Annotated in this window: 13 protein-coding genes, 6 tRNA genes and 3 rRNA genes; 2 read left to right on the top strand and 20 right to left on the bottom strand. The window is 60.0% G+C overall.

Features of this window, described 5'->3' with window-relative positions; translation table 11 throughout:
* Nucleotides 1-26: 26 nt before the first annotated feature.
* From rpoC to LDZ21_RS01215, 19 genes are all read right to left on the bottom strand, one after another.
* Nucleotides 27-4268 (bottom strand): DNA-directed RNA polymerase subunit beta', encoded by a 4242-nt coding sequence (gene rpoC, locus LDZ21_RS01305; RefSeq protein WP_035970543.1) that lies wholly within the window; start codon nt 4266-4268, stop codon nt 27-29.
* Between the two features lie 21 nt (nt 4269-4289).
* Nucleotides 4290-8396: a DNA-directed RNA polymerase subunit beta gene (gene rpoB, locus LDZ21_RS01300; RefSeq protein WP_035970540.1), complete on the bottom strand. Its 4107-nt coding sequence runs from the start codon at nt 8394-8396 to the stop codon at nt 4290-4292.
* Nucleotides 8397-8764: 368 nt separating this feature from the next.
* Complete coding sequence (gene rplL / locus LDZ21_RS01295) at nt 8765-9139, bottom strand: 50S ribosomal protein L7/L12 (protein ID WP_244793883.1); 375 nt, start codon at nt 9137-9139, stop codon at nt 8765-8767.
* 83 nt (nt 9140-9222) lie between these two features.
* Nucleotides 9223-9717 (bottom strand): 50S ribosomal protein L10, encoded by a 495-nt coding sequence (rplJ, locus tag LDZ21_RS01290; RefSeq protein ID WP_035970537.1) that lies wholly within the window; start codon nt 9715-9717, stop codon nt 9223-9225.
* 301 nt (nt 9718-10018) lie between these two features.
* A complete protein-coding gene (gene rplA, locus LDZ21_RS01285) occupies nt 10019-10714 on the bottom strand; it encodes a 50S ribosomal protein L1 (RefSeq protein ID WP_035970535.1) in 696 nt (231 codons plus the stop codon).
* A complete protein-coding gene (gene rplK, locus LDZ21_RS01280; protein WP_035970533.1) occupies nt 10715-11146 on the bottom strand; it encodes a 50S ribosomal protein L11 in 432 nt (143 codons plus the stop codon).
* Between the two features lie 148 nt (nt 11147-11294).
* Nucleotides 11295-11852, bottom strand: a complete 558-nt coding sequence (nusG, locus tag LDZ21_RS01275; protein WP_035970531.1) for a transcription termination/antitermination protein NusG — start codon at nt 11850-11852, stop codon at nt 11295-11297.
* Nucleotide 11853: 1 nt separating this feature from the next.
* Nucleotides 11854-12234 (bottom strand): preprotein translocase subunit SecE, encoded by a 381-nt coding sequence (gene secE, locus LDZ21_RS01270; protein WP_035970528.1) that lies wholly within the window; start codon nt 12232-12234, stop codon nt 11854-11856.
* A 34-nt stretch (nt 12235-12268) separates the two neighbouring features.
* Nucleotides 12269-12344: transfer RNA gene (locus LDZ21_RS01265), tRNA-Trp, on the bottom strand.
* A 66-nt stretch (nt 12345-12410) separates the two neighbouring features.
* A complete protein-coding gene (tuf, locus tag LDZ21_RS01260) occupies nt 12411-13601 on the bottom strand; it encodes an elongation factor Tu (protein WP_061138394.1) in 1191 nt (396 codons plus the stop codon).
* A gap of 69 nt (nt 13602-13670) precedes the next feature.
* Nucleotides 13671-13745: transfer RNA gene (locus tag LDZ21_RS01255), tRNA-Thr, on the bottom strand.
* A gap of 16 nt (nt 13746-13761) precedes the next feature.
* Nucleotides 13762-13835, bottom strand: a tRNA-Gly gene (locus LDZ21_RS01250).
* Nucleotides 13836-13865: 30 nt separating this feature from the next.
* Nucleotides 13866-13951, bottom strand: a tRNA-Tyr gene (locus LDZ21_RS01245).
* Between the two features lie 144 nt (nt 13952-14095).
* A 5S ribosomal RNA gene (rrf, locus tag LDZ21_RS01240) occupies nt 14096-14209 on the bottom strand.
* 139 nt (nt 14210-14348) lie between these two features.
* Nucleotides 14349-17231 (bottom strand): 23S ribosomal RNA (locus LDZ21_RS01235).
* A 280-nt stretch (nt 17232-17511) separates the two neighbouring features.
* Nucleotides 17512-17587: transfer RNA gene (locus LDZ21_RS01230), tRNA-Ala, on the bottom strand.
* A gap of 33 nt (nt 17588-17620) precedes the next feature.
* Nucleotides 17621-17697: transfer RNA gene (locus tag LDZ21_RS01225), tRNA-Ile, on the bottom strand.
* Nucleotides 17698-17758: 61 nt separating this feature from the next.
* A 16S ribosomal RNA gene (locus tag LDZ21_RS01220) occupies nt 17759-19290 on the bottom strand.
* Together the 16S, 23S and 5S rRNA genes with 5 tRNA genes alongside form the textbook arrangement of a ribosomal RNA operon.
* Before the next feature lie 426 nt (nt 19291-19716).
* The gene (locus tag LDZ21_RS01215) at nt 19717-21027 is read right to left on the bottom strand and encodes an SGNH/GDSL hydrolase family protein (protein ID WP_244793882.1); all 1311 of its coding nucleotides are present in this window, start codon (nt 21025-21027) and stop codon (nt 19717-19719) included.
* 131 nt (nt 21028-21158) lie between these two features.
* Between LDZ21_RS01215 and LDZ21_RS01210 the strand changes: the two genes are divergently transcribed.
* Nucleotides 21159-22322 carry a methyltransferase gene (locus tag LDZ21_RS01210; RefSeq protein ID WP_244793881.1) on the top strand — a complete coding sequence of 388 codons (1164 nt, stop codon included), beginning with the start codon at nt 21159-21161 and terminating at the stop codon, nt 22320-22322.
* A gap of 163 nt (nt 22323-22485) precedes the next feature.
* Here the strand turns inward: LDZ21_RS01210 and LDZ21_RS01205 are convergent, their stop codons facing one another.
* A complete protein-coding gene (locus tag LDZ21_RS01205; RefSeq protein WP_244793880.1) occupies nt 22486-23772 on the bottom strand; it encodes a TIGR03862 family flavoprotein in 1287 nt (428 codons plus the stop codon).
* 181 nt (nt 23773-23953) lie between these two features.
* Between LDZ21_RS01205 and LDZ21_RS01200 the strand changes: the two genes are divergently transcribed.
* Entirely contained in the window at nt 23954-25429 is a 1476-nt protein-coding gene (locus LDZ21_RS01200; RefSeq protein WP_244793879.1) for an MFS transporter, read from the top strand.
* Nucleotides 25430-25565 lie beyond the last annotated feature (136 nt).

Below are 25565 nucleotides of genomic sequence, written 5' to 3'. Positions count from 1 at the left end.
AGGGTGCTACGAGAAACGCGGCTCGCTTACTCGTTGGTATGCGGCTGCTGCTCCGCTGCCGGGGTTTCCGGCGTACCGAAATCGAATGCCTCTTCGGCAGCGATCTGGTCGAAGCGTTCGCGATCCGCCGACTCCTTCGTCTTGCGCGCCTTGTGGAACGCGAGACCCGTACCGGCCGGAATCAGACGGCCGACGATCACGTTTTCCTTCAGGCCCCGCAGGTCGTCGCGCTTGCCCATGATCGCAGCTTCGGTCAGCACGCGAGTGGTTTCCTGGAACGACGCCGCCGAGATGAACGAATCCGTCGACAGCGACGCCTTCGTAATACCCAGCAGCACGTTCTCGTAGGTCGCCGGACGCTTGTCTTCCGCGATCATGCGGTCGTTCTCGTCGAGCATGTCCGATCGCTCCACTTGTTCGCCCGGAATGAAGCGCGTATCGCCGTTGTCGGTGATCTGAACACGGCGCAGCATCTGACGCACGATCACTTCGATGTGCTTGTCGTTGATCTTCACGCCCTGCAGACGGTACACGTCCTGCACTTCGTCCACGATGTAACGCGACAGCGCCTCGATACCCTGCAGACGCAGGATGTCGTGCGGATCAGCCGGACCGTCGACGATCATTTCGCCCTTGTTGACGACCTGACCATCGTGCACCAGCACCTGCTTTTCCTTCGCGATCAGGAACTCGTGCTGATTGCCCTCGAGGTCCGTGATGACGAGACGCTGCTTGCCCTTCGTGTCCTTACCGAACGACGTCGTGCCCGTGACTTCCGCCAGAATGCCGGCGTCCTTCGGCGAGCGCGCTTCGAACAGTTCGGCCACACGCGGCAGACCACCGGTAATGTCACGTGTCTTCTGCGCTTCAACCGGGATACGCGCCAGCACTTCACCGACCTGCACTTGCTGACCATCCTTAACGGTGATCAGTGCGCCGACCTGGAAGCCGATCTGCACCGAATGCTCGGTGTTCGGGATCTTCACTTCCTCGCCGTTCGCGTCGAGCAGCTTGACCTGCGGACGCACGCTCTTGCCAGCCTGCGAGCCGCGGCGCTTCGCATCGATCACGACGAGGGTCGAAAGACCGGTCACGTCGTCGATCTGCTTGGCAACCGTCACGCCTTCTTCGACGTTCTCGAACTTCACCGTACCGCCCCACTCGGTGATGATCGGACGCGTCAGCGGATCCCACTGCGCGAGTTGCGCGCCGGCCTTAATTTGCGCGCCGTCGAGTTGCAGCAGCGTCGCGCCGTACGGCACTTTGTGACGCTCACGCTCGCGACCGAAGTCGTCCGCGATGATCGCCTCGCCCGAACGCGAGATGACAACCTGCTCGCCCTTCGCGTTAGTGACGTAGCGCATCGTGGCCGTGAAACGCACCGTACCGTTCGACTTCGCTTCCACCGTCGATGCAACCGCCGCACGCGACGCCGCACCACCGATGTGGAAAGTACGCATCGTGAGCTGCGTGCCCGGTTCGCCGATCGACTGCGCCGCGATCACGCCGACCGCTTCGCCGACGTTCACGCGCGAACCACGACCCAGGTCGCGGCCGTAGCACGAGGCGCACAGGCCGTAACGCGTTTCGCAGGTCAGCGGCGTACGCACGCGCACTTCGTCGATGCCGAGGCGCTCGATCTCTTCCACCGCGTCTTCGTCGAGCAGTTCGCCCGACGCGTACATCGTTTCTTGCGTTTCCGGATTGACCACGTCCGCCACCGCGACGCGACCGAGAATGCGGTCACGCAGCGCTTCGACGACTTCACCGCCTTCGACCAGCGCCTTCATCGCCACGCCGTTCGACGTGCCGCAATCTTCTTCGACCACGACCAGATCCTGCGTCACGTCGACGAGACGACGCGTCAGGTAACCCGAGTTCGCCGTCTTCAGCGCCGTATCCGCCAGACCCTTACGTGCCCCGTGCGTCGAGATGAAGTACTGCAGCACGTTCAGGCCTTCGCGGAAGTTCGCGGTAATCGGCGTTTCGATGATCGAGCCGTCCGGCTTCGCCATCAGGCCGCGCATACCGGCGAGCTGACGAATCTGCACAGCGGAACCACGGGCGCCCGAGTCGGCCATCATGTAGATGGAGTTGAACGACTCCTGCTTCGTTTCCTTGCCTTCGCGATCCACCACGGGCTCGGTTGCGAGCTGCTCCATCATCGCCTTGCCGACCGCTTCCGACGTCGCCGACCAAATGTCGACCACGTTGTTATAGCGCTCTTGCGCGGTGACGAGACCCGACATGTACTGACGGTCGTACTCCTTCACCTTCTTCGCGGCGTCGCCGACGATCGTCTCTTTCTGCGGCGGAACGAGCATGTCGTCCACGCAGATCGAGATGCCGGCGCGCGTTGCAAGACGGAAACCCATCTGCATGAGCTGGTCGGCGAAGATCACCGTCTCGCGCAGACCGCACTTGCGGAACGCCGTGTTGATCAGGCGCGAGATTTCCTTCTTCTTCAGCGGCTTGTTCAGCACCGAGAACGGCAGGCCCGGCGGCAGAATCTCCGACAGGATCGAACGGCCGACGGTCGTCGCGTACAGCGTGATCTTCGGCACGAACTTCGGCGCGCCTTCGCTCTGATCTTCGTTCGCCACCATTTCGGTGATGCGGACGTTGACGCGCGAAGCCAGCTCGACTTCCTTGTTCTCGTACGCACGAATCACTTCGGACACGCCCGTGAACGTCAGGCCTTCGCCCTTGCCGTTCACCGCTTCACGCGATGCGTAATACAGGCCGAGCACGATATCCTGCGACGGCACGATCGACGGATCGCCGTTGGCCGGGAACAGGACGTTGTTCGACGCCAGCATCAGCGTGCGCGCTTCCATCTGCGCTTCAAGCGACAGCGGCACGTGCACGGCCATCTGGTCACCGTCGAAGTCGGCGTTGAACGCCGCGCAAACGAGCGGGTGCAGCTGGATTGCCTTACCTTCGATCAGCACCGGCTCGAAAGCCTGAATGCCGAGACGGTGCAGCGTCGGTGCGCGGTTCAGCATGACCGGATGTTCGCGAATGACTTCTTCGAGAATGTCCCACACCACCGGCGTCTGGTTCTCGACTTCCTTCTTCGCGGCCTTGATGGTCGTCGCGACGCCCATCACTTCCAGCTTGTTGAAGATGAAAGGCTTAAACAGTTCGAGCGCCATCAGCTTCGGCAGACCGCACTGATGCAGCTTGAGCGTCGGACCCACAACGATGACCGAACGGCCCGAGTAGTCGACACGCTTTCCGAGCAAGTTCTGACGGAAACGACCGCCCTTGCCCTTGATCATGTCGGCGAGCGACTTCAACGGACGCTTGTTCGCACCCGTCATGGCCTTCCCGCGACGACCGTTGTCGAGCAGCGAATCGACGGCTTCCTGCAGCATCCGCTTTTCGTTGCGGACGATGATTTCAGGCGCCTTCAGTTCGAGCAGACGCTTCAGCCGGTTGTTACGGTTGATCACGCGGCGATACAGGTCGTTCAGGTCCGACGTCGCGAAACGGCCGCCGTCGAGCGGCACGAGCGGACGCAGTTCCGGCGGCAGCACCGGCAGCACTTCGAGCACCATCCAGTCAGGCTTGATGCCCGAACGCTGGAAGGCCTCGAGCACCTTCAGGCGCTTCGCGTACTTCTTGATCTTCGCTTCGGAGCCGGTGTTCTTCAGTTCCGTGCGCAGCGTTTCGACCTGTTCGTCGATGTTGATAGCGCGCAGCAACTCGCGCACGCCTTCCGCGCCCATCTCGGCACGGAACTCGTCACCGTACTCTTCGACCTTGTTGTAGTAATCCTCTTCGGTCATGATCTGCCGCGCTTTCAGCGGCGTCATGCCCGGATCGATGACTACGTATGCTTCGAAGTACAGCACGCGCTCGATGTCGCGCAGCGTCATGTCGAGGACCATGCCCAGACGCGACGGCAGCGACTTCAGGAACCAGATGTGCGCGACCGGCGAGGCCAGCTCGATGTGGCCCATCCGCTCACGGCGCACCTTCGCCAGCGTCACTTCGACGCCGCACTTTTCACAGATCACGCCACGGTGCTTCAGGCGCTTGTACTTGCCGCACAGGCACTCGTAGTCCTTGATCGGCCCGAAAATCTTGGCGCAAAACAGACCATCCCGCTCCGGCTTGAACGTGCGGTAGTTGATGGTCTCCGGCTTCTTCACTTCGCCGAACGACCACGAACGGATCTTGTCGGGCGACGCGAGGCCGATCTTGATCGCATCAAAGACTTCTTCTTGTTGGACTTGCTTGAATAGATCGAGCAGAGCTTTCATTGCTTTCTCTCCGTAGTCCGATTAGTTGCGGTCGAGATCGATATCGATACCGAGCGAGCGGATTTCCTTCACCAACACGTTGAAGGATTCCGGCATGCCCGCGTCGATCACGTGATCGCCCTTGACCAGGTTCTCATAAACCTTGGTCCGGCCCGTCACGTCGTCCGACTTGACCGTCAGCATTTCCTGCAGCACATACGATGCGCCATACGCCTCGAGCGCCCACACTTCCATTTCACCGAAGCGCTGACCACCGAACTGCGCCTTACCACCCAGCGGCTGCTGCGTAACGAGCGAGTACGGACCGGTCGAACGCGCGTGCATCTTGTCGTCGACCAAGTGGTGCAGCTTCAGGTAGTGCATGTAGCCGACCGTGACCTTACGCTCGAACGGCTCACCCGTGCGGCCGTCGTGCAGCGTGACCTGATTTTTCGACGAGTTCATGCCCAGGTTCTGAGCGATGTCGTCCGGGAACGCCAGATCCAGCGCGCGCTCCATTTCGCCTTCCGTGGCGCCGTCGAACACCGGCGTTGCGAACGGCACGCCTTCGCGCAGATTCTTCGCGAGTTCGAGGATTTCGTCGTCGGAGAAGCTTTCCAGCTCTTCCTTGCGGCCCGACTCGTTATAGATCTGCGTCAGGAACACACGCATTTCTTCGATCTTCGCCTGACGCTGCATCATCTCGCCGATGCGCCAGCCGAGACCCTTCGCGGCCCAGCCCAGATGCACTTCGAGAATCTGACCCACGTTCATCCGCGACGGAACGCCGAGCGGGTTGAGCACGACGTCAGCCGGACGGCCATCGGCCATGTACGGCATGTCTTCGATCGGCACGATCTTCGACACGACACCCTTGTTACCGTGACGGCCCGCCATCTTGTCGCCAGGCTGCAGGCGACGCTTGACCGCGAGATACACCTTGACCATCTTCAGCACGCCCGGCGGCAGTTCGTCGCCTTGCGTGAGCTTCTTGCGCTTCTCTTCGAACGCGAGGTCGAACTGGTGACGCTTCTGCTCGATCGAGTCCTTGATCGCTTCCAACTGCGCTGCTGCTTCTTCGTCCGCGAGGCGGATGTCGAACCAGTGGTAGTGGTCGAGGTCTTCGAGGTAAGCCAGGTCGATCTTCGTGCCCTTCGCGAGCTTCTTCGGACCGCCGTTCGCGACCTTGCCGTTCAGCATGCGCGCGAGACGCTGGAACGCATCGCCTTCCACGATACGCAGCTGGTCGTTCAAGTCGAGGCGATAGCGCTTCAGTTCATCGTCGATGATCTGTTGTGCACGCTTGTCGCGCGTGATGCCTTCGCGCGTGAACACTTGCACGTCGATGACCGTGCCGCTCATGCCAGACGGCACGCGCAGCGACGTGTCCTTCACGTCGGACGCCTTCTCACCGAAGATCGCGCGCAGCAGCTTTTCTTCCGGCGTCAGCTGGGTTTCGCCCTTCGGCGTGACCTTGCCGACCAGCACGTCGCCCGCTTCGACTTCCGCGCCGATGTACACGATGCCCGACTCGTCGAGACGGCCAAGCTGCACTTCCGCGAGGTTCGAAATGTCGCGCGTGATTTCTTCCGGTCCAAGCTTCGTGTCGCGAGCGACGACGTTCAGTTCTTCGATGTGGATCGACGTGTAACGGTCGTCGGCCACGACTTTTTCCGAGATCAGGATCGAGTCTTCGAAGTTGTAGCCGTTCCACGGCATGAACGCGACCAGCATGTTCTGGCCGAGCGCGAGCTCGCCCAGATCCGTCGAGGCGCCGTCAGCCAGCACGTCGCCGCGCGCAACCTTGTCGCCCATCTTCACAATCGGACGCTGGTTGATGTTCGTGTTCTGGTTCGAACGCGTGTACTTGATCAGGTTGTAGATGTCCACGCCGACATCGCCGGCTACGGCTTCGTCGTCGTTCACGCGAATCACGATACGGCCCGCGTCGACATAGTCCACGACGCCGCCACGCATTGCCTGAACCGTCGTACCCGAGTCGACCGCCACCGTACGCTCGATGCCCGTACCGACGACCGGCTTTTCCGGACGCAGACACGGCACGGCCTGACGCTGCATGTTCGAGCCCATCAACGCGCGGTTCGCGTCGTCGTGCTCGAGGAACGGAATCAGCGACGCCGCCACCGACACGATCTGCGACGGCGCCACGTCCATGTACTGGATGCGGTCCGGCGTGACCATCATCGTTTCGCCGGCTTCACGCGACGACACGAGTTCGTCGGTCAGCGTGCCGTCTTCGCCCACTGCCGCGTTCGCCTGAGCGATCACGTAACGACCTTCTTCGATCGCCGACAGATAGTCGATCTGATCCGTCACCTTGCTATCCACGACCTTGCGATACGGCGTTTCGAGGAAGCCATATTCGTTCAGGTGCGCGTACAGCGCGAGCGAGTTGATCAGGCCGATGTTCGGACCTTCCGGCGTTTCAATCGGGCACACGCGGCCATAGTGCGTCGGGTGCACGTCGCGGACTTCGAAGCCGGCGCGCTCGCGCGTCAGACCGCCCGGGCCGAGTGCGGAAACGCGGCGCTTGTGCGTGATTTCCGACAGCGGATTGGTCTGGTCCATGAACTGCGAGAGCTGCGACGAACCGAAGAACTCGCGAATCGCCGACGAAATCGGCTTCGAGTTGATCAGGTCGTGCGGCATCAGGTTTTCGCTTTCGGCCTGGCCGAGGCGTTCCTTGACCGCGCGCTCCACACGCACGAGACCCGCGCGGAACTGGTTTTCCGCCAGTTCGCCCACGCAACGCACGCGACGGTTGCCCAAGTGGTCGATGTCGTCCACTTCGCCCTTGCCGTTGCGCAGCTCGACGAGGATCTTGATGGTCGCGAGGATGTCGTCGTCCTGCAGCGTCATCGGCCCGATGATTTCATCGCGGCCAACGCGGCGATTGAACTTCATGCGGCCGACCTTCGACAGGTCGTACGCGTCTTCGCTATAGAACAGACGGTTGAACAGCGCCTCGACCGCTTCTTCGGTCGGCGGCTCGCCCGGGCGCATCATGCGATAGATCGCAATGCGCGCGGCCATCTTGTCCGCGGTTTCGTCGATACGCAGCGTCGACGAGATGTACGGGCCTTGGTCCAGATCGTTCGTGTAGAGCGTCTGGATGTCCTTGACCTTGGCTTCGCGCAGCTTCTCGAGGACGGATTCCGTGATTTCCTCGTTGGCGTTCGCGATGACTTCGCCGGTGTCGGGATCGATCACGTTCTTCGCCAGCACGCGGCCGAGCAGATACTCCTCGGGCACCGAGATGAACTTCGTCTTGGCGTTTTCGAGGTCGCGAATGTGCTTCGCGTTGATCCGCTTGTCCTTCGTGACGATGACGTTGCCTTCGCGATCCTGAATGTCGAAGCGCGCGACTTCACCACGCAGACGCTCCGGCACGAACTCCATCTGCGCGCCTTCGTTCATCAGCGCGAAGTTGTCGAACACGAAGAAGTTCGCGAGGATCTGTTCCGGCGAAAGACCGATGGCCTTCAGCAGGATCGTGACCGGCATCTTGCGACGACGGTCGACGCGGAAGTACAGCACGTCCTTCGGGTCGAATTCGAAGTCGAGCCACGAACCGCGGTAAGGAATGATCCGCGCCGAGAACAGCAGCTTGCCGGAACTATGCGTCTTGCCTTTGTCGTGCTCGAAGAACACGCCAGGCGAACGGTGGAGCTGCGACACGATCACGCGCTCAGTACCGTTGATGACGAACGAGCCAGTCGGCGTCATGAGCGGAATTTCGCCCATGTACACTTCCTGCTCCTTCACTTCCTTGACGACGGGCTTGCTCGGCGACTCTTTGTCGAGGAGAACGAGACGGACCTTCGCGCGCAGGGCGGAACAGTACGTCAGGCCGCGCTGCTGGCATTCCTTGATGTTGAATGCGGGCGGCGACAGCATGTAGCTGACGAACTCGAGACGCGCAAAACCGTTGTGCGAAACGATCGGGAAAACAGACGTAAACGCGGCCTGCAAGCCTTCCGCTTTGCGCTGCGAGGAAGACGTATCCGCTTGCAGAAACGTCTGGAATGATTCAAGCTGGGTCGCCAGCAAAAAGGGAACTTGGTGAACGATGGGGCGCTTCGCGAAACTCTTGCGAATACGCTTCTTCTCGGTGAAGGAATATTGCATACGATCTCCGAATCACGGCGGGCGTTACCGAGGCGGGATACCTCGACGACACGGCCCGGTGTTCACCGACTGAGACCCGCGCCGCTGTCCGGGGAGGACGCGCGAGTCTAGAAGCTTGGTGGTTGGCCGCTACCAACCGCTGGCTGACGGCAGCGGATGCCTGTGTTTCCCGCTACCCGACCAAACTTGCCTTCTGCAGTCGCTTCAGAAGACAAAGAGAACTGCCGGAAATTTCTGCCGATCCGACCGTTTTCTTTGGCTTCTGCAGGGACGTTTATGCTTGCCCGCAAGCATAAAAACTATGTCCCCACAAAGCACAAAAAGGCCGGCGGTGAAAAACCGCCAGCCTTCGCACAGCGCAATGAAACTTACTTGATTTCAGCCTTCGCGCCAGCGTCTTCCAGCTTCTTCTTCGCTTCTTCAGCAGCAGCCTTCGGCACCGCTTCCTTGATGGGCTTCGGTGCGCCGTCGACCAGGTCCTTCGCTTCCTTCAGGCCGAGACCCGTCAGTTCGCGAACAGCCTTAATGACGGAAACCTTGTTCGCGCCAGTTTCGAGCAGGTTCACGGTGAACTCGGTTTGCTCTTCAGCAGCAGCGGCAGCACCACCACCAGCCGGGCCAGCGACAGCAACAGCAGCTGCCGACACGCCAAACTTTTCTTCGAACGCCTTGACCAGCTCGTTCAGTTCCAGAACCGACATCGCGCCAACGGCTTCCAGGATGTCTTCTTTTGCGATTGCCATTTGAAATACTCCTAAATTGAATTCGGATCGAGCTAGCGATCTAGCTAATACCTGACTGAGCGACGAGCGCCCAAGCGGCTGCGTTATGCAGCTTCGCCTTGCTTCTCAGCAAGCGCGGCCAAAGCGCGCGCAAAGCCGGAAACAGGCGCTTGCATGACGAACAACAGCTTGGAGAGCAGCTCTTCACGGCTCGGGATGCTGGCCAGCGCTTGCACGCCCGCCTGATCCATCACCTTGCCTTCGTAGGAACCAGCCTTGATGATCAACTTGTCATTGCTCTTGCCGAAGTCGTTGACGACCTTGGCAGCGGCAATGGCATCTTCCGAGATGCCGTAGATCAGAGGACCGGTCATCTGCTCAGCCAGCGAAGCGAACGGGGTACCTTCGACAGCGCGACGCGCCAGCGTGTTTTTCAACACGCGCAGATACACCTGTTGCTCACGCGCTTTCGCGCGCAGCTTGGTCAGATCGCCAACCGTGATCCCACGATACTCAGCGAGCACCATCGTCTGAGCCTTCGCGACTTGCGCGGCGACTTCAGCGACGACTGCCTGCTTATCTTCTTTGTTCAGTGGCACGGTTAAACCTCCAGATTCGATGCACTCGGGTGTCCAACCCTCATGCACCACGTTCAACAACGGCGTCCGACTGTTAGGAGTATTTCGATCGATTAGTGTCCGTCTAACGACGCACGACAAACGACTTCAACCACTGCAAAACTGTTTCGGGTTCGCCATCTGCGTTGGCTTGAATTAAGGCGTTGCTCGACTTCCGCACCACCACCAACGGTCTTTGACAACCGGTTGCGCAACGCTATTGCCGCTACACAACCGCCCAAAGCCCTGTTAGACGCGGCCTGACGACCGCGCCGGAATTCTTTTACTGCGCCAGCGTGGACTGATCCACGCGAACGCCGACACCCATCGTGCTCGACAGTGCAACCTTGCGCAGGTACACGCCCTTGCTGGTCGCCGGCTTGGCCTTTTGCAGCGCATCGATCAGCGCAGCCAGGTTTTGACGCAGCGAAGCCGGTTCGAACGATGCGCGACCGATCGTGCCGTGGATGATACCGGCCTTGTCGACGCGGAACTGCACCTGACCTGCCTTGGCGTTACGAACTGCCTGAGCGACGTCCGGCGTAACCGTGCCAACCTTCGGGTTCGGCATCAGGCCGCGCGGACCGAGGATCTGGCCCAGCGTACCGACTACGCGCATCGTGTCCGGCGAAGCGATCACGACGTCGAAGTCCAGGTTACCGGCCTTCACTTGCTCAGCGAGGTCTTCCATGCCGACGACTTCCGCACCAGCGGCGCGAGCCTGCTCAGCCTTTTCGCCTTGCGCGAACACTGCGACACGCACCGACTTACCGGTACCGGCCGGCAGAACGACCGAGCCACGAACGACCTGGTCCGACTTCTTCGCATCGATGCCGAGTTGCACAGCAACGTCGATCGACTCGTCGAACTTGGCGCTCGCGCATTCCTTCACGAGTGCCAGTGCGTCGTCGATCGCGTACAGCTTCTGACGATCAACCTTGTTCGCGAATGCCTGAAGGCGCTTCGAAAGCTTAGCCATTTACACGCCCTCCACAGTGATACCCATCGAACGCGCGCTACCAGCGATGGTGCGCACAGCGGCGTCCAGATCAGCTGCCGTAAGATCCGGCATCTTGGTCTTCGCGATTTCTTCCGCTTGAGCGCGGGTGATGTTGCCGACCTTGTCGGTGTGCGGCTTGGGCGAACCCTTCTGCACAGCGGCTGCCTTCTTGATCAGAACGGTAGCCGGCGGCGTCTTCATGATGAACGTGAAACTCTTGTCCGCGAATGCCGTAATGACGACCGGCACCGGCAGACCCGGCTCCATGCCCTGAGTCTGCGCGTTGAACGCCTTGCAGAACTCCATGATGTTCAGGCCGCGCTGGCCCAGTGCCGGACCGACCGGCGGCGACGGGTTGGCTTTACCTGCAGGAATCTGCAGCTTGATAAAGCCGATGATTTTCTTTGCCATGTTGAAAACCTCTGCTGAACGCGTGAGCGTTCGGTGAGTGATAGCGCGCGTTCGACGTTGCCGCCTACTGACGCTCCTCAACGGTCATGACGCGGACCGTAAGCGCGAATCGCGCGACAGCCACGAGGCTACGCGCGATGTATTCGAATCAAGTCTTTTCGACCTGGCCGAACTCTAGTTCGACCGGTGTCGATCGGCCGAAGATCGTGACGGAGACACGAACCTTGGACTTCTCGTAGTTCACTTCCTCGACGTTGCCGTTGAAGTCGGTGAAAGGACCTTCCTTCACGCGAACCATCTCGCCCACCTCGAAAAGCGTCTTCGGCCGCGGCTTCTCGACACCTTCCTGCATCTGCGACATGATCTTTTCGACTTCACGCGGTGAGATCGGGCTTGGCCGATTGCGTGTGCCGCCGATGAATCCGGTGACCTTGGCCGTGTTCTTGACCAAATGCCACGTTTCGTCCGTCATTTCCATCTCAACCAAGACGTATCCTGGGAAGAAACGACGCTCTGTAACCGACTTGTGACCACCCTTTACTTCAACCACTTCTTCGGTCGGGACGAGAATCTGACCAAACTGGTCTTGCATCCCGGCCCGCTCGATGCGCTCCTGAAGCGCACGTTGCACGCTCTTCTCCATGCCGGAGTAGGCGTGCACCACATACCAACGCTTACCACTCGGGGATGTCGGAGTATCGCTCATATCATTTCCAACCCAGAATCGCCGAGAAAATCACCCATTCGATCGACTTATCGCTAAGCCAAAGCAGAATGGCCATGACGAGGACAAATGCAAACACCACAAGAGTGGTCTGCGTTGCCTCTTTCCGTGTCGGCCAGACAACCTTGCGAACTTCCTTGTAGGAGTCTTTGGCGAACGCGATAAAGCTTTTACCAGGCGCAGAAACCAGACCGACAGCGACACCGGCGATCAGACCGACGGCAAGCGCCGCACCGCGCACATACCACTCTTGGCGGTCGAGCAGAAAAAAACCCACGAACCCGGCCAAGACCAACAATACACCAGCCGACAACATCAGCTTGTCGCCGGAAGTATTAACAGTTTCGACGGAAGGATTCGCCATAACACCTTAAACAGCGCCACATGGCGCGAGAATTTGGCAGGGGCAGAGGGAATCGAACCCCCAACCTTCGGTTTTGGAGACCGACGCTCTGCCAGTTGAGCTATACCCCTAAACCATTTGGGGCCGACGGTTTCGCCGACCCCGAAAACTACAGACTACCGAGAGATCTCTGGCTCTTACTCGATAATCTTAGCAACGACACCTGCGCCGACGGTACGGCCGCCTTCACGGATAGCGAAGCGCAGACCTTCTTCCATGGCGATCGGGGCGATCAGCTTGACCGTGATCGACACGTTGTCGCCCGGCATCACCATTTCCTTGTCCTTCGGCAGCTCGATCGAGCCCGTCACGTCCGTCGTACGGAAGTAGAACTGCGGACGGTAGTTGTTGAAGAACGGCGTGTGGCGGCCGCCTTCATCCTTGCTCAGCACGTACACTTCAGCGGTGAAGTGCGTGTGCGGGGTGATCGAACCCGGCTTGGCCAGCACCTGGCCACGCTCGACGTCTTCACGCTTCGTGCCGCGCAGCAGGATACCGACGTTGTCGCCTGCCTGACCTTGGTCGAGCAGCTTGCGGAACATTTCCACGCCCGTGCAAGTGGTCTTCACCGTCGGCTTGATACCGACGATTTCGATTTCCTCGCCGACCTTCACCACGCCGCGCTCGACGCGACCCGTCACCACCGTGCCGCGACCCGAGATCGAGAACACGTCTTCCACCGGCATCAGGAACGAACCGTCAACTGCGCGTTCCGGCGTCGGGATGTACGTGTCCAGCGCGTCGGCCAGGTTCATGATCGCCACTTCGCCCAGCTCGCCCGTGTCGCCTTCCAGCGCCAGCTTGGCCGAACCCTTGATGATCGGCGTGTCGTCGCCCGGGAAGTCGTACTTCGACAGAAGCTCGCGCACTTCCATTTCGACCAGCTCGAGCAGCTCGGCGTCGTCGACCATGTCGCACTTGTTCAGGAACACGATGATGTACGGCACACCGACCTGACGCGCCAGCAGGATGTGCTCACGCGTTTGCGGCATCGGGCCGTCGGCGGCCGAGCACACCAGGATTGCGCCGTCCATCTGCGCCGCGCCCGTGATCATGTTCTTCACGTAGTCGGCGTGGCCCGGGCAGTCGACGTGTGCGTAGTGGCGGTTAGCCGTTTCGTACTCGACGTGCGCGGTGTTGATGGTGATACCACGTGCCTTTTCTTCCGGCGCTGCATCGATCTGGTCGTATGCCTTTGCTTCGCCGCCGAACTTCTTGGTCAGCACCGTCGTGATCGCTGCCGTCAGCGTGGTCTTGCCGTGGTCAACGTGACCGATCGTGCCCACGTTCACGTGCGGCTTGGTCCGCTCGAATTTACCTTTGGCCATTTTCGACTCCTAACAGGATTTTCGCACCTTGCGCCGCGCGCAACTTACTACTCACTAGACTTATACGACTGGTGCCCATGGGCAGGATCGAACTGCCGACCTCTCCCTTACCAAGGGAGTGCTCTACCACTGAGCCACATGGGCACTGACTAACCGACACTGGAGCGGGTGAAGGGAATCGAACCCTCGTCATAAGCTTGGAAGGCTTCTGCTCTACCATTGAGCTACACCCGCGAGGGTTGGATTCCCTTACCGCTTGAATTCTGGTGGAGGAGGTTGGATTCGAACCAACGTAGGCGTAAGCCAACAGATTTACAGTCTGCCCCCTTTAGCCACTCGGGCACCCCTCCGCAGAGAACTATCGATTATGGGGTAGCAACAAGCTCTTGTCAAGCGCTATTTGCGACCCAGAACACGAGGCTCTCACTTATAGTGAAGACGAAACGCAAAAACCCCACCTTTGTGGGGTGGGGTTTTTGTTTGCGGCATGAGGAGCCTGACGATTACCTACTTTCACACGGGCAATCCGCACTATCATCGGCGTGGAGTCGTTTCACGGTCCTGTTCGGGATGGGAAGGGGTGGTACCGACTCGCTATGGTCATCAGGCATGACTTGTTGTTGCGCGCCTTTGGGGCGGACAACCAATCTGGGAAGAAGCAGTAATGAATTCGGGTGGTGACTGTGGCACAGTCGCTTACTCAACCAGCGGTGCATCCCTTGCGGGGATCGGAAACACACTGGTTATAGGATCAAGCCTTACGGGCAATTAGTATCAGTTAGCTCAATGCATTACTGCACTTACACACCTGACCTATCAACGTCCTGGTCTGGAACGACCCTTCAAGGGGCTCGAAGCCCCGGGGATATCTCATCTTAAGGCGAGTTTCCCGCTTAGATGCTTTCAGCGGTTATCTCTTCCGAACATAGCTACCCGGCGATGCCACTGGCGTGACAACCGGTACACCAGAGGTTCGTCCACTCCGGTCCTCTCGTACTAGGAGCAGCCCCCTTCAAATATCCAACGCCCACGGCAGATAGGGACCAAACTGTCTCACGACGTTTTAAACCCAGCTCACGTACCTCTTTAAATGGCGAACAGCCATACCCTTGGGACCGGCTACAGCCCCAGGATGAGATGAGCCGACATCGAGGTGCCAAACACCGCCGTCGATATGAACTCTTGGGCGGTATCAGCCTGTTATCCCCAGAGTACCTTTTATCCGTTGAGCGATGGCCCTTCCATACAGAACCACCGGATCACTATGACCTGCTTTCGCACCTGCTCGACTTGTCGGTCTCGCAGTTAAGCACGCTTATGCCATTGCACTATCAGCACGATTTCCGACCGTACCTAGCGTACCTTCGTACTCCTCCGTTACACTTTGGGAGGAGACCGCCCCAGTCAAACTGCCTACCATGCACTGTCCCCGATCCGGATCACGGACCAAGGTTAGAACCTCAAACAAACCAGGGTGGTATTTCAAGGACGGCTCCACGGAAACTGGCGTTCCCGCTTCATAGCCTCCCACCTATCCTACACAGATCGGTTCAAAGTCCAATGCAAAGCTACAGTAAAGGTTCATGGGGTCTTTCCGTCTAGCCGCGGGGAGATTGCATCATCACAAACACTTCAACTTCGCTGAGTCTCGGGAGGAGACAGTGTGGCCATCGTTACGCCATTCGTGCAGGTCGGAACTTACCCGACAAGGAATTTCGCTACCTTAGGACCGTTATAGTTACGGCCGCCGTTTACCGGGACTTCAATCAAGAGCTTGCACCCCATCATTTAATCTTCCGGCACCGGGCAGGCGTCACACCCTATACGTCCACTTTCGTGTTTGCAGAGTGCTGTGTTTTTATTAAACAGTCGCAGCCACCAGTTTATTGCAACCTCTTCACCCTCCTGGCGCAGGCCAGTCAAGCTACAGAGGCGTACCTTATCCCGAAGTTACGGTACCAATTTGCCGAGTTCCTTCTCCCGAGTTCTCTCAAGCGCCTTAGAATACTCATCTCGCCCACCTGTGTCGGTTTGCGGTACGGTCACTATTAGACTGAAGCTTAGAGGCTTTTCTTGGAACCACTTCCAATTGCTTCGCTTCCGAAGAAGCTCGCGCCACGCCCTTGAATTACGCACCCGGATTTGCCTAAGTGCCTTCTCCAACGCAGCGACCGGGACTTCCAACACCCGGACAACCTTCCGCGATCCGTCCCCCCATCGCATCTAACAATGGTGCAGGAATATTGACCTGCTTCCCATCAGCTACGCATTTCTGCCTCGCCTTAGGGGCCGACTCACCCTACGCCGATGAACGTTGCGTAGGAAACCTTGGGCTTACGGCGAGGGGGCTTTTCACCCCCTTTATCGCTACTCATGTCAGCATTCGCACTTCCGATACCTCCAGCACGCTTTTCAACGCACCTTCGCAGGCTTACGGAACGCTCTCCTACCACACGTACTTGCGTACGTATCCGCAGCTTCGGTGACTGGCTTGAGCCCCGTTACATCTTCCGCGCAGGACGACTCGATCAGTGAGCTATTACGCTTTCTTTAAAGGGTGGCTGCTTCTAAGCCAACCTCCTGACTGTTTTAGCCTTCCCACTTCGTTTCCCACTTAGCCAATCTTTGGGACCTTAGCTGGCGGTCTGGGTTGTTTCCCTCTTGACACCGGACGTTAGCACCCGATGTCTGTCTCCCGTGATTGCACTCTTCGGTATTCGGAGTTTGCTATGGCGTAGTAATCCGCAATGGACCCCACAACCATGACAGTGCTCTACCCCCGAAGGTGATACACGAGGCACTACCTAAATAGTTTTCGGAGAGAACCAGCTATTTCCAAGTTTGTTTAGCCTTTCACCCCTATCCACAGCTCATCCCCTAACTTTTCAACGTTAGTGGGTTCGGTCCTCCAGTACGTGTTACCGCACCTTCAACCTGGCCATGGATAGATCACTTGGTTTCGGGTCTACGCCCAGCAACTGATCGCCCTATTCGGACTCGCTTTCGCTACGCCTGCCTTAATCAGTTAAGCTCGCTACTGAACGTAAGTCGCTGACCCATTATACAAAAGGTACGCCGTCACCCCTTGCGAGGCTCCGACTGTTTGTATGCATGCGGTTTCAGGATCTATTTCACTCCCCTCCCGGGGTTCTTTTCGCCTTTCCCTCACGGTACTGGTTCACTATCGGTCGATCACGAGTATTTAGCCTTGGAGGATGGTCCCCCCATCTTCAGACAGGATTTCACGTGTCCCGCCCTACTTGTCGTACCCCTAGTTCTTCCACGCTGCTTTCGCTTACAGGGCTATCACCTGCTATGGCCGCACTTTCCAGAGCGTTCAGCTAACAATGCAGATAAAGAGTACAGGCTCTTCCCATTTCGCTCGCCACTACTTTGGGAATCTCGGTTGATTTCTTTTCCTGCGGTTACTTAGATGTTTCAGTTCACCGCGTTCGCTTCTCGTGACCTATGTATTCAGTCACGGATGACCCATACGGGCCGGGTTTCCCCATTCGGACATCTCCGGATCAAAGCTTGTTTGCCAGCTCCCCGGAGCTTTTCGCAGGCTACCGCGTCCTTCATCGCCTGTGATCGCCAAGGCATCCACCACATGCACTTGTTCGCTTGACCCTATAACGAGTGTGTCTCTCTCGAGCGCACCCGCCATAGGCTGAGTATTCGCGTTGTGCCGTATTCCAAGTCATCATTAAGATCACTTTTCATACTTGATACAATCACTACCCTGAGTACCTACTCACGCCCATCTCTAAGCGCTTTCGCTACTCTCTTTACTACTTCTTCCAGATTGTTAAAGAACGTTTAGCCGACAAGCGTAATTCACTACTTGCGACATCAACTGGCTATAGTCGCCAATGCGCAGCACTCATCCGAGCGCTGTGCATTGAGGACTTGGTGGAGGATGACGGGATCGAACCGACGACCCCCTGCTTGCAAAGCAGGTGCTCTCCCAGCTGAGCTAATCCCCCGTGTGCAGGGCCTGTTCAACCCGTCTCGACCGTTGGTGGGTCTGGTTGGATTCGAACCAACGACCCCCGCCTTATCAAGACGGTGCTCTAACCGACTGAGCTACAGACCCTTAGCCTGTCTTTCTGACAGCCGATAAGCGTGAGCGCTTAACTTAGTGTGCGAAGCTCGAGAAAGGAGGTGATCCAGCCGCACCTTCCGATACGGCTACCTTGTTACGACTTCACCCCAGTCATGAATCCCACCGTGGTAAGCGCCCTCCTTGCGGTTAGGCTACCTACTTCTGGTGAAACCCACTCCCATGGTGTGACGGGCGGTGTGTACAAGACCCGGGAACGTATTCACCGCGGCATGCTGATCCGCGATTACTAGCGATTCCAGCTTCACGCAGTCGAGTTGCAGACTGCGATCCGGACTACGATCGGTTTTCTGGGATTGGCTCCACCTCGCGGCTTGGCAACCCTCTGTTCCGACCATTGTATGACGTGTGAAGCCCTACCCATAAGGGCCATGAGGACTTGACGTCATCCCCACCTTCCTCCGGTTTGTCACCGGCAGTCTCCTTAGAGTGCTCTTGCGTAGCAACTAAGGACAAGGGTTGCGCTCGTTGCGGGACTTAACCCAACATCTCACGACACGAGCTGACGACAGCCATGCAGCACCTGTGCGCCGGTTCTCTTTCGAGCACTCCCGCCTCTCAGCAGGATTCCGACCATGTCAAGGGTAGGTAAGGTTTTTCGCGTTGCATCGAATTAATCCACATCATCCACCGCTTGTGCGGGTCCCCGTCAATTCCTTTGAGTTTTAATCTTGCGACCGTACTCCCCAGGCGGTCAACTTCACGCGTTAGCTACGTTACTAAGGAAATGAATCCCCAACAACTAGTTGACATCGTTTAGGGCGTGGACTACCAGGGTATCTAATCCTGTTTGCTCCCCACGCTTTCGTGCATGAGCGTCAGTGTTGGCCCAGGGGGCTGCCTTCGCCATCGGTATTCCTCCACATCTCTACGCATTTCACTGCTACACGTGGAATTCTACCCCCCTCTGCCACACTCAAAGCCTGCCAGTCACCAATGCAGTTCCCAGGTTAAGCCCGGGGATTTCACATCGGTCTTAACAGACCGCCTGCGCACGCTTTACGCCCAGTAATTCCGATTAACGCTCGCACCCTACGTATTACCGCGGCTGCTGGCACGTAGTTAGCCGGTGCTTATTCTTCCGGTACCGTCATCCTCCATCCATATTAGGGACGAAGTTTTCTTTCCGGACAAAAGTGCTTTACAACCCGAAGGCCTTCTTCACACACGCGGCATTGCTGGATCAGGGTTGCCCCCATTGTCCAAAATTCCCCACTGCTGCCTCCCGTAGGAGTCTGGGCCGTGTCTCAGTCCCAGTGTGGCTGGTCGTCCTCTCAGACCAGCTACAGATCGTCGCCTTGGTAGGCCTTTACCCCACCAACTAGCTAATCTGCCATCGGCCGCCCCTATAGCGCGAGGTCCGAAGATCCCCCGCTTTCCTCCGTAGATCGTATGCGGTATTAATCCGGCTTTCGCCGGGCTATCCCCCACTACAGGACACGTTCCGATGTATTACTCACCCGTTCGCCACTCGCCACCAGGGTTGCCCCCGTGCTGCCGTTCGACTTGCATGTGTAAGGCATGCCGCCAGCGTTCAATCTGAGCCAGGATCAAACTCTTCAGTTCAAACCTGTTACTGTTTTTCGGTTCCGTTAGAAACCGGTCGCTCACTCAACGTACTGACGATGATTGTTCATCCTAAGATGAAAAACCTTCCTCTTAATACTTCGTGTGAGACTCTTGATACTTTTGCTATTGCCCCAGTCCGAAGACCGAAGCCGCACTCGCTATCAAGCGCCCACACTTATCGGCTGTTAATTTTTAAAGAACATTTCCGCTAAGACCGTCTTGCTTTCGTCTTGCGTCGCTGCATCAGCAGCAGAGAAACGAGATTATGAAGAATCTTTTTCTCTTTGTCAACAGCTTTTTTCGCTTTCGCTTCCAAAATCTGCCGACTTCGAGGGCGCCTGTTTCTTTGGCGTCTCCCCGTCTTGCGACGAGGAGCGGAATATTAGGTCAAGCAGACGTCGATTACAAGGGGATGACGCAGATTTATTTTCCGACGCCCGCCGACACCGCCTTGCCCGCGCCTGCCACGAGTTCGACGGGCACCGCAGCCGCCATTGCCGCATACCCCGCGTCGCTCGGATGGATGTGATCGCCGCTATCGTATTGACGCTGGAGCACGCTCGGGCGCGACGGGTCGCGCAACGCCTCGTCGAAATCGATGACGCCGTCGAACGCCCGGCTCGAGCGAAGCGACGCGTTCACCGCCGTGCGAATCGCTTCGCGCTCGGGCGGCAGCGAAGCCGGCGTCAGCGTCGCGCCATATATCTTGATGCCGCGCTGATGCGCCTGCGCGATCAACCGCTGGTACCCGCGCAAAAGCGCGTCGGCGTTGACCTGGGTGTGAGGCGCGTCGCAGTCGAGGCCGTCGCGCGCGGGCATCGCCGCGAAATTGATGTCGTTGATGCCGATGAGCACGATGATCGCCCGCGTGCCCGAGTGGCGCAGCGCGTCGCGGTCGAAGCGGCTGACAACCGCCTCGCCGTAGCACGGTGAATTGCTCAGCAGCCGGTTGCCGCTGATTCCCGCGTTGACGACCGCCACTTGCCCGTTGCCCTTCTGCGCGATCTGTCGCGTGAGCGCGTCGGGCCAACGGCGATTCGCGTTGAGCGTCGAGCGCATGCCGTCGGTGATCGAATCGCCGATGGCCACCACCGTACGCGCCGACGGATTCTGCACCGACATGTTCGTCAGCCACGCATATTGAGTGAAGCGCGTGCGGAACGAGGCGGCGGAGGCGTCCTTCGTCCGATCGCCCGGCGTCGACACATAATTGACCTGACTGGCGATCCGGTGCCACGCCACGAGTTTCTGATCCTTCCCCATGAACATGCTGACCGCGAGCGGCTGATTCGCGACGACATCGAACGCCACGGGATCGCTCGTGATCTGCCCGCCCGGCGGAACGGTCACGCTCTTGCGACCGGCGAAGAGCACAGGCCGGCCGCTTCCTGCCTGCACCGCCGCGCCGTTGCCGCTCACGGCGCGCGCCGCGCTCATCGATTCGACGACGAGCGGCTCCGTCCCATACACATTGCTGATTCGCAGCCGCATTTCCTTGCCGGCAAGCTGCGGATAAATCACCTGACGCACGGTCCGCCCGCCGACTTCCGGGGCGCGATAAAGCGGCGGCGTCTTTGCCAGTTGCGGAATCGCCTGGAGGGCCGTCGCCCACGCGCTGACCCAGTGGTCGTTGACGGGCGCCTCGGGCGGATCGGCGGCAATCGCGGTCGATGCGCAAGCGAACGGGAGCACAAGCGCGGCCGCGCAAGTCGCGGCGAGAACTCGGAGTTTCATTCGGCGGTGCGTTCGGAGAAAGGCAGAATTGTGCCTGATCGTCACACGTATGGCATCGATTCAACGGTCCGTCGGCCCGCGCGCGCCAAATGGCCTCACAATGCAGCCAAATCCTTTCTCGCGATCACGCCATGCAATTGAAAAGCACCACATCAGACGTTCCGCCGCAACTTCACTGGGAAGAGGATGGCGAAGCCCGCTCTGCCCGCTGGCGGTCGGAAAGCGGCAACCAGCCGCCGAAGCGTGTTGTGATCGGTCACGATCAAATGACTGCCGATCACGCGTATCGCCTTGCCTGCGAAGGCACCGCGATTCTTTGGCGCGGCGACTTTCAGAACGCGCGCCAGTTGTTGCAGGCGATGGCCCGCCGTATCGACAACAAGCCGCGCAAGTCGAAAAAGGCGCCGGCCGATAAGCCCGCCTCGCCCGTCGATGCCTTCAATCTGCATCGTCTCGCGCAATCGCAACGGGCGCGGACGCTGGCGATGCTGATCCTTCCCCTCGACGATCAATACGTCATTCCGCTGCGCCGCGCGCCGGACGTGCGTCAGGCCTGCGAAGAGGCGTACGGACCGGCCGACGAAGCCTCGGTGGTGTCATTGCGCGAGGTGCTCGGTCTGGTCGGCGCACATGAGTGGCGCAAGAAAGGCGTCGAGATCAAGGCGACGGGCGGCCGGATTCATCCCTATTACGGCGTGTTCTCGCCTGTGCGCGGCGAGTATGTCGATCTCGTCGCGAATCAGCCGCTGCCGTCCCGTTCGCTTGCTTTCGACGTTGGAACCGGGACCGGCGTGCTCGCGGCGGTGCTCGCGCGGCGTGGCGTCGAGCGGATCGTTGCCACCGACCTCGATCCGCGCGCGCTAGCGTGTGCGCGCGAGAACATCGGGCAGTTGGGCCTCGACAAGCAGGTCGAAATCGTCGAGGCGAATCTTTTTCCCGAAGGACGCGCTCCGCTGATCGTGTGCAATCCGCCGTGGCTGCCGGCGCGGCCGAGCGCAGCGATTGAGCACGCGATCTACGATCCCGATAGCCGCATGCTGCGCGGCTTCCTCGACGGGCTCGCCGCGCATCTGACGCCCGGCGGCGAAGGCTGGCTCATTCTGTCCGACTTTGCGGAGCATCTCGGGCTGCGGACGCGTGCGCAGTTGCAGGAATGGATCGACGCGGCGGGTCTCAAGGTCGACGGCCGCATCGACGTCAAGCCGCATCATCCGCGCGCAGCCGATAAGGCCGATCCGCTTTACGCAGCAAGATCGGCGGAAGTGACGTCGCTTTGGCGGCTGGTTGCACGGTAAGCAAGACTGCCATGTCCGGCGATCGCAAGCGCGGTCGCCGGATGTCGAAGTGCCGCGCCGCGCGCCTGTTCCGGCTGTCGAACCGTCCGTGCGCTAGTGCTCTCGCGGCACTTCCTGCTCCGCCCGCTCGCTCAGCCGTACCTCCTCACGCGCCCGATCGCCTTCAGTCCATCTCGCGAGCCCGCGCCCTGAGCCAGGCAAGCGCCCCTTCCCCCGCGACAAGTCCACTCGCAAAACACGCCGTCAGCAGATAACCGCCGGTCGGCGCTTCCCAGTCGAGCATCTCGCCCGCGCAGAACACGCCGGGCAGCGCGGTGAGCATCGAACGCTCATCGAGCGATTCGAACGCGACGCCGCCCGCGCTACTGATCACTTCCGCGATCGGCCGGGGGCGCAGCACGCGCAGCGGCAGCGCCTTGATGCGTGCAGCGAGCGTCTCGAGATCGGCGTATTCATCCTTGCTGAGGCATTCGCGCAGCAGTCCCGCCTTGACGCCCGCCAGATGTAGCCGGCTCTGGAGATGACTCGACAGCGAACGTGCGCCGCGCGGATGCAGCACCTCATCCCGCACACGCTCGGCGGAAAGCTGCGGTGTCAGATCGAGCAGAAGCGTCGTCCCGGCATCGCCGTTTGCCAACAAATGATCGCGAATCGGTGCCGAAAGCGCGTAAATCAGGCTTCCTTCGATGCCCTGCTCCGTAATCAGGCACTCGCCGATGCGCCAGTCCACCGCGCCATCCGCACGCGGCACGCCGATCGCGACCGACTTGAGCGGCTCGCCCGCGAAGCGGCTGCTGAAATGCGGCGTCCATCCCACGTCGAACCCGCAGTTCGACGGCAGAAACGGCCGCACGTCGACGCCGCGCGCCGCCAGATGCGCCACGGCGCTGCCGTCCGAGCCCAGTTGCGGCCAGCTCGCGCCGCCGAGCGCAAGCACGAGCGCATCGTGACGGACACGTTTCTCGCCCTCCGGCGTGGCGAAACGCGAGACCGAGACGCCTTCGCCGGCCCAGCCGAGCCATCGATGCCGCATGTGCAGCCTCACCCCCGACGCGCGCAGCCGATGCAGCCACGCGCGCAGCATCGGCGCGGCCTTCATGTCGGTCGGAAAGACGCGTCCCGAACTGCCGACGAACGTCTCCACGCCCAGGCCGTGAACCCATTCGCGCAACGCGGCGGCATCGAAACGGGCGAGCAGCGGCGCGATGTTCGCGCGACGCGTGCCGTAGCGGGCGAGAAACGCAACGGACGGTTCCGAGTGGGTGAGATTCATGCCGCCCTTGCCCGCCATCAGAAACTTCCGACCCACCGACGGCATCGCGTCGAACACGTCGACACGCGCGCCGCCTGCCGCAAGCGCTTCGGCGGCCATCAGGCCAGCCGGCCCGCCGCCGACGATCGCGACCTCGACCACCTCATCGGCCGATTCCTTGTTGTTGACAGACGCCATGCTGAAAGCCGCTAAAAATCGAGAGCGTCATTGTCGCATCGCACGGTCGGCGCGACGCGGCGCACGCCGCCGGTCGTCGTAAGTCATCAAATAACGAAAAAGAATTTGGTCGCGCGGAGTCGGGCCAGTACGATCGCGCCATTCGTTGCATCGACAACTTTTTACCTTTCCGGTCCAGCTCATGTCAGTCTCCACCGCGCCCGATCGCGCTTCCACCCGGGCCGCCGATGCGCGCCCCGTCATCCGCAGCGCCGCGGATGTGTCCAACCTCGTCAATCGCGGCGCGGCCGTCGGCAGCGACGCGCGGATCGTCGTCGCGATTGCGCTCGGCGGGATCTTTCTGGATGCCTATGACCTCGGCGCGCTCGCGTTCGGCGTCAAGGACATTGCACGCGAGTTTTCGCTGACGCCGACCGGAACCGGTTTTGTCGCGTCCGCGATCACGTTCGGCGCGATCATCGGCGCATTTCTCGGCGGCTATCTGACCGACAAGATCGGCCGCTATCGCGTGTTCATGGCCGACATGTTCTTCTTCGTCGTCGCAGCGATCGCCTGCGCGCTCGCACCGAACGCGTGGGTGCTCGGCGGAGCGCGCTTCGTGATGGGACTGGGCGTCGGCATCGACTTGCCGGTGGCGATGGCGTTTCTCGCCGAATTCTCGCGCCTGCAAGGCCGTGGCAACAAGGCCGCCCGCGTCGCGATGTGGTGCCCGACCTGGTACGCCGCGATCAGCGTTTCCTATCTGCTCGTGCTCGGCCTGTACGCCGTGCTGCCCGAGCACAACGCGGGCTGGCTGTGGCGGCTGATTCTCGGCTTCGGCGCGGTGCCCGCGATTGCGATCATCGCGATCCGCAGCCGCTACATGAGCGAATCGCCCGTGTGGGCGGCCAATCAGGGCGATCTGGCCGGCGCCGCCGCGATCCTCAAGCGTTCCTATGGCATCGATGCGCGCGTCGATGACAGCGCGCCCGCCGCATCGAAAGCGCCGAAAGCGCGCCGCGCGTCGTTCGCCAACTATGGCGCGCTGTTGCGCGGCGTGTACCTGCGCCGGACGGTGCTGGCGACGGTCATCGCGATTGCGTCGTCCTTTGCGTATAACGCCGTCGCGTTCGGGCTGCCGGTCATCATCTCCAGCTTTCTCGCGCAGTCGATGCTCACCACGATTCTCGCGTCGCTCGCGCTGAACCTGTGCTTCGCGTTCGCCGGCGGGCTGTTCGCCGTGCGGACCGTGCCGAAATTCGGCGCGTGGAACCTGACGGTCGTCGGTTACGCGTTTCAGCTGGTGGCGCTCGTCGGACTCGCGCTGGTCGGCAAGCCAGCGACGGGGGCGCAGGTCGTCATCGCGATTGCGCTGCTTGCCGCGTTCCTGCTGGGGCAAGGCATCGGGCCGGGGTCGCACAGCATGACGTTCGCGTCGCTGAGCTATCCGACATCGCTGCGCGGCGTGGGCGTCGGCTTCAATCAGACGCTGATGCGCGCCAGTTCGACCGTTTCGCTGTTCCTGTTCCCGGTGTTGTCGGCGGCGCTCGGGACGAAGGTTTTCTGGATCATCGCGGTGGCGCCGCTCGCCGGGCTCGTCGCGCTGTTCGCGGTGCGCTGGGAGCCGTCGGGCTATGACGTCGACGCAGAGGACTTCACCGAACAGACCGCGCGCTAATCCGCACGCTTGCATCGAGAAGCGGCGCCGCCTCCGAAAGGAGCGGCGCCGTTTTTCATTGCCGGATCGCCTAGGGGAATTCCCGGTCATCTCGAAAAAACCGATTACCCGACCGTCCGGTCGGTTTATAATCGGC

The organism is Caballeronia grimmiae, assembly GCF_022879615.1.
GTDB lineage: Bacteria > Pseudomonadota > Gammaproteobacteria > Burkholderiales > Burkholderiaceae > Caballeronia > Caballeronia grimmiae.
Note: the sequence above shows the minus strand (reverse complement) of the source record. Positions and strands in the feature narration are given on the sequence as shown.

Coding starts and splice junctions, on each gene's coding strand:
- rpoC (WP_035970543.1), bottom strand. CDS start 4,268: ATGAAAGCTCTGCTCGATCTATTCAAGCAAGTCCAACAAGAAGAAGTC.
- rpoB (WP_035970540.1), bottom strand. CDS start 8,396: ATGCAATATTCCTTCACCGAGAAGAAGCGTATTCGCAAGAGTTTCGCG.
- rplL (WP_244793883.1), bottom strand. CDS start 9,139: ATGGCAATCGCAAAAGAAGACATCCTGGAAGCCGTTGGCGCGATGTCG.
- rplA (WP_035970535.1), bottom strand. CDS start 10,714: ATGGCTAAGCTTTCGAAGCGCCTTCAGGCATTCGCGAACAAGGTTGAT.
- rplK (WP_035970533.1), bottom strand. CDS start 11,146: ATGGCAAAGAAAATCATCGGCTTTATCAAGCTGCAGATTCCTGCAGGT.
- nusG (WP_035970531.1), bottom strand. CDS start 11,852: ATGAGCGATACTCCGACATCCCCGAGTGGTAAGCGTTGGTATGTGGTG.
- secE (WP_035970528.1), bottom strand. CDS start 12,234: ATGGCGAATCCTTCCGTCGAAACTGTTAATACTTCCGGCGACAAGCTG.
- tuf (WP_061138394.1), bottom strand. CDS start 13,601: ATGGCCAAAGGTAAATTCGAGCGGACCAAGCCGCACGTGAACGTGGGC.
- LDZ21_RS01215 (WP_244793882.1), bottom strand. CDS start 21,027: ATGAAACTCCGAGTTCTCGCCGCGACTTGCGCGGCCGCGCTTGTGCTC.
- LDZ21_RS01210 (WP_244793881.1), top strand. CDS start 21,159: ATGCAATTGAAAAGCACCACATCAGACGTTCCGCCGCAACTTCACTGG.
- LDZ21_RS01205 (WP_244793880.1), bottom strand. CDS start 23,772: ATGGCGTCTGTCAACAACAAGGAATCGGCCGATGAGGTGGTCGAGGTC.
- LDZ21_RS01200 (WP_244793879.1), top strand. CDS start 23,954: ATGTCAGTCTCCACCGCGCCCGATCGCGCTTCCACCCGGGCCGCCGAT.